General features: G+C 53.9%; 4 protein-coding genes. 2 read left to right on the top strand and 2 right to left on the bottom strand.

Going from position 1 to position 3,940, the window contains the following annotated elements; genetic code table 11:
• Positions 1 to 368: 368 nt before the first annotated feature.
• Together ENN66_12180 and ENN66_12185 are read left to right on the top strand one after the other, a co-directional pair.
• The gene (locus tag ENN66_12180; protein HDS17336.1) at positions 369 to 569 is read left to right on the top strand and encodes an IPTL-CTERM sorting domain-containing protein; all 201 of its coding nucleotides are present in this window, start codon (positions 369 to 371) and stop codon (positions 567 to 569) included.
• Positions 570 to 833: 264 nt separating this feature from the next.
• Positions 834 to 1,445 (top strand): MarC family protein, encoded by a 612-nt coding sequence (locus ENN66_12185; GenBank protein HDS17337.1) that lies wholly within the window; start codon positions 834 to 836, stop codon positions 1,443 to 1,445.
• Between the two features lie 741 nt (positions 1,446 to 2,186).
• Here ENN66_12185 and ENN66_12190 read toward each other — a convergent pair.
• Complete coding sequence (locus ENN66_12190; protein HDS17338.1) at positions 2,187 to 3,485, bottom strand: diguanylate cyclase; 1,299 nt, start codon at positions 3,483 to 3,485, stop codon at positions 2,187 to 2,189.
• A 12-nt stretch (positions 3,486 to 3,497) separates the two neighbouring features.
• A partial coding sequence (locus ENN66_12195) for a 4-vinyl reductase (protein ID HDS17339.1) occupies positions 3,498 to 3,940 on the bottom strand: 443 nt, incomplete at its 5' end.

Raw genomic sequence — 3,940 nt, forward strand, 5'->3', positions numbered from 1 at the left:
ACGATGCCGATCAGGGACTGGAGGGCGGCCCTGAACCAATTCTCAATCATATTTGAAGGCCGGTTACCGGTTTACTGACAACTCAAACCCGGACCGTTTACACAAAATGCTTTACATGCCCGACCCTCGGTTATTTCTATAATTCCTTAACCGGGGAGATTATCTCGGGTGGTTCCATATCCGTAACCCCTGGGGCAACGATTATCGAAGACGGCGGCACGGGCTATTATCAGTTTACCGTTACTTTGGTCATTACTGTTCCCCAAGGCTATACAATCGATCCTAGTTGTCCTGCCCAGAGTAACAGTTATGTTGTAAACAGTGATTCGACATTAGGCTCCGGCGAAAATGGCGCCACAGGATATTTAATGAATTACAGCTGCGCCGGTAACCCCTGGCATACCTCTTTTGATATCCAGTCAGGAAACATATTTAACAATAACATCCCATTGATAGAAGCCTCATCAACTTCAATCCCAACCTTGAATGAATGGGGCATGATTATCTTCTGCTTACTGCTTGGAGGGGCTGTAATTCGGCATACGCGCCCCCAAAGTCTCAAGATGTAGTTTGACAATATTTCAAGTCGAAATCTAAGGCGGGAATAATCCCGCAACCCAAGCGGGCCGTAAAGGCCCAGCCTGGGTTGCGGGAGGGCATCCCCACCGATCCCGCCATCACTACCTGTAAAATCACTCACTTTAAAGAATAGACCAAGACGGCGAGATAGGGATTGCATCTCGCGAGACAACTATGTTAGAGTCAGACCCGATTCTCCGATCCACAGTAAGGACCAGTCACCATACTGGGACCTGGAAATACTTCAAGGAAAGATGACCGTTTTCTTCAAATCTACAGCGCTGCTGCTGGTGCTCCTCAATCCTTTCCTGGTTATCATTTACCTGATTGACGCGCTGGAAAAATGTAGCCGCAGACAGTTCTCCTTGATCCTGATGCGGGGTGGATTGATCGCGACCCTCGTCTTCTGGGCTTTCGCCATGCTGGGGGACGCCGTTTTCTCTGAAATAGTGCAGGCTGATTTTGCGTCGTTTCAGATTTTCGGAGGAATTGTCTTTCTACTGATCGGCCTGCAGTTCGTTTTTTACGGGCCCAAGGCCATTCAGATTCTCAGGGGCGACTCGGAAAACCTGGCCGGCGCCGTTGCGATGCCGATACTTATCGGACCAGGCACCATAAGCGCCAGCGTTATTATCGGCAAGCGCCTAGATCCTCTTCCGGCCTGCGGCGCGGTTTTCTTCGCCCTTCTATCGTCACTGGCGATCATGGTGATTCTCAAGGCCATCCACGATTTTGTCCGCCCCCGGCATGAACCCCTGATCCAACGCTACATTGAAATCGCGGGGCGCATCACGGCCCTGTTCGTCGGCACCATTTCCGTCGAGATGATCATGCAGGGATTAATGACCTGGGCCCAGAAATTTTAGCGGTCAGCTACTTTTTTAAAAATCGTTCATTTCTCTGACGGGAAAACTCAACTCACCACCCACAACCTCTGTCTTCCAGCTGAAGCGCCATGAAACAGGAATTGGATTTAACCCTAACCCCCGAAGCCGCCGGCGGCAACAACTGGCAGAAACCCTAGGAATCCGCCCCGAGCAGATCAGCCACTGCCGCATCCTGCGCCGGACCATCGATGCCCGGCACTGGCCGGCACGGGTTAATCTGCGTGCGACTTTTGACCTACTATGACGAACCGTACCAGGAGGAAACCAAAAAGTTTTTTTCTATCCCGACGCCGGCCACAAACCAGAGGTCCATATTATCGAGGCCGGGCCGGCCGGTCTTTTTGCCGGATTGCGCCTGCTGGAGCTGGGCTATCGCCCGATCATCCTGGAAAGAAGCAAGGACGTCAAAGCCCGCAAGCAGGACATCGCGAGAATTTACCGGGGACAGATCATCAATCCTGATTCAAATTATGGTTTTGGCAAAGGCGGGGCGGGAACCTTTTCAGACGGCAAACTTTTCACCCGCTCCGCGTCCCCCGCGATACCGCCGACCTGCACCATCCGGAAATCAAGAATCTCTATCCCTGCGGCGAGGGCGCCGGCTATGCCGGAGGCATCATTTCAGCAGTCATCGACGGCGAGCGCTGCGCCGAAAGCGCGGCCCGCCGAAAAGCATCCGTCTAACCAATCAGGTCAAGCCGCTGCGGCTCAGGTCCCGCATTACTCCCCCTTAGCCTTTCGCCGTTTACGAGAAGCCTTGTCGAGATACATGCGTCGGTCGGCCTCCTGCAAGGCTGAGGAAACCTCTTGCGGGCCGGCCGCGGTGGCCGAGCCCAGCGAAAGCCCGACCGCAGGCGCAGCACGTTCAGCGTTGTATAAACCGGCGCAGGTTCTGATGCGCTCGAGAAACAGCGAAGCTGAAGCGATGGCCGTCGCCGGCAGCATAACCACGAATTCATCGCCGCCGATGCGAACAATGACATCGTCGCTACGAAAGGCCAGGCGCAGAATCTCGGCCGCCCCTTTGATCAGACGGTCTCCGGCGCCATGTCCCAGAGTGTCATTGACTATCTTTAAACCATCGAGATCGGCGACGATGAAACTCAGCGGAAATTTGGCTGCGGCCACCACGCGCTCAAGCTCCGCGTCAAAAAAAACGCGGTTGTAAAGACCGGTCAACGCATCATGGGTGCTTTGGTATTTCAGCAGGTTCTCAGCCTTTTTACGGGCCGAAATATCACGGGAGACCCCAACATACTCCTTGATTCTGCCATCCGCGTCAATAATCGGAGAAACCACCACCTCGAGAGGAACGCGCCGACCATCCTGACAAATTTGCGTCACCTCGACAACCTCGGCTGACTTAGCCCCGCCAGCGGTCGAAGACCAAGCCGCCAGCAAACGTTTTCTCAGCTCCACCAGGGATTCAGGGGTCAGGGACCGCTCCAGCGGTTCCCGCAGGGCCTCGTCGACACTGAGCCCACACAGGTTGGTAATCGACGGACTGATATAGGTGAAAAATTCCATCGCGCGATCCATGGTCCAGATCACATCATCAACATTTTCCGCAATATGGCGAAAACGCGCCTCGCCCTCACGCAGGGCCTCGGTCAGGTCACGCAGAGCGATATTATCCTGCTGCAGCCGCAGGGTGAGATTTTCAAGCTCGCTGCGGGACGCCTCCAGACGTTCAACCATCTGGTTGAAAGCCTTAGAAAAATCCCCCATAAAGTCAACCCGCTGAGAAAAATCACCCTCGGCGATTCGCTGCGTCTGCCAGGTAAGATGTTTCAATCCGGCATGCAGCGACTTGAGGCCACCAATCACCGGACCACCTGCGACGGGAAGCGGAGCGGAAAGATCGCCGTTGGCCAGGGCCAGGGAAAATCTCTGCACGGCGGACAGATAATCAGCCAGCCGGAGCAGGGACTCGGTTTCCGGCAAATCCAGAGGGAGATCATTTCGAGGAATTCGTCCGGCGGCCAGTTCGGCAAGAAAGGCACAGAGCTTAAAACTCATTTCATTCTCCGGTCAGAGCGCAATTTTTGCCTGAAAACGACAGGTTCGATCTCCGGTGCACCAGCAATCAACCTCTTTCACAATAAAAGGTTTTCCACTGAAACGCTCAAGAATGGCGGCGATAAAACCTTCATCATAAGTACAGATCTGATGGCCGGTTTCCGGCAGACCGGAACAATCCAGATCCTCGGAAACCGTCAGGGTCAGACAGCCGTTTTCAAGATCGGCCTCTTCAACCCGCAGAATCCCCACCCCCAGATCTTTCAATACAGTCTGTAACTTTTTGACCAAATCAGCCAGCTCTTCCTGAGGGGCAATCAGGTGATCATAAAATTCCCGGCCGGCCAGAAAACCGGCTTCGTAAAAAATCCGGTCGGTTTCATCGGCTCCGCAGTGCTGTTCCATGATGTCGCGAAAACAAAATTGCATGAGGCGATAGACCTCAAGCCGGTTCG

The organism is Pseudomonadota bacterium, assembly GCA_011049115.1.
Taxonomy (GTDB): Bacteria; Desulfobacterota; Anaeroferrophillalia; order Anaeroferrophillales; family Tharpellaceae; genus DSCM01.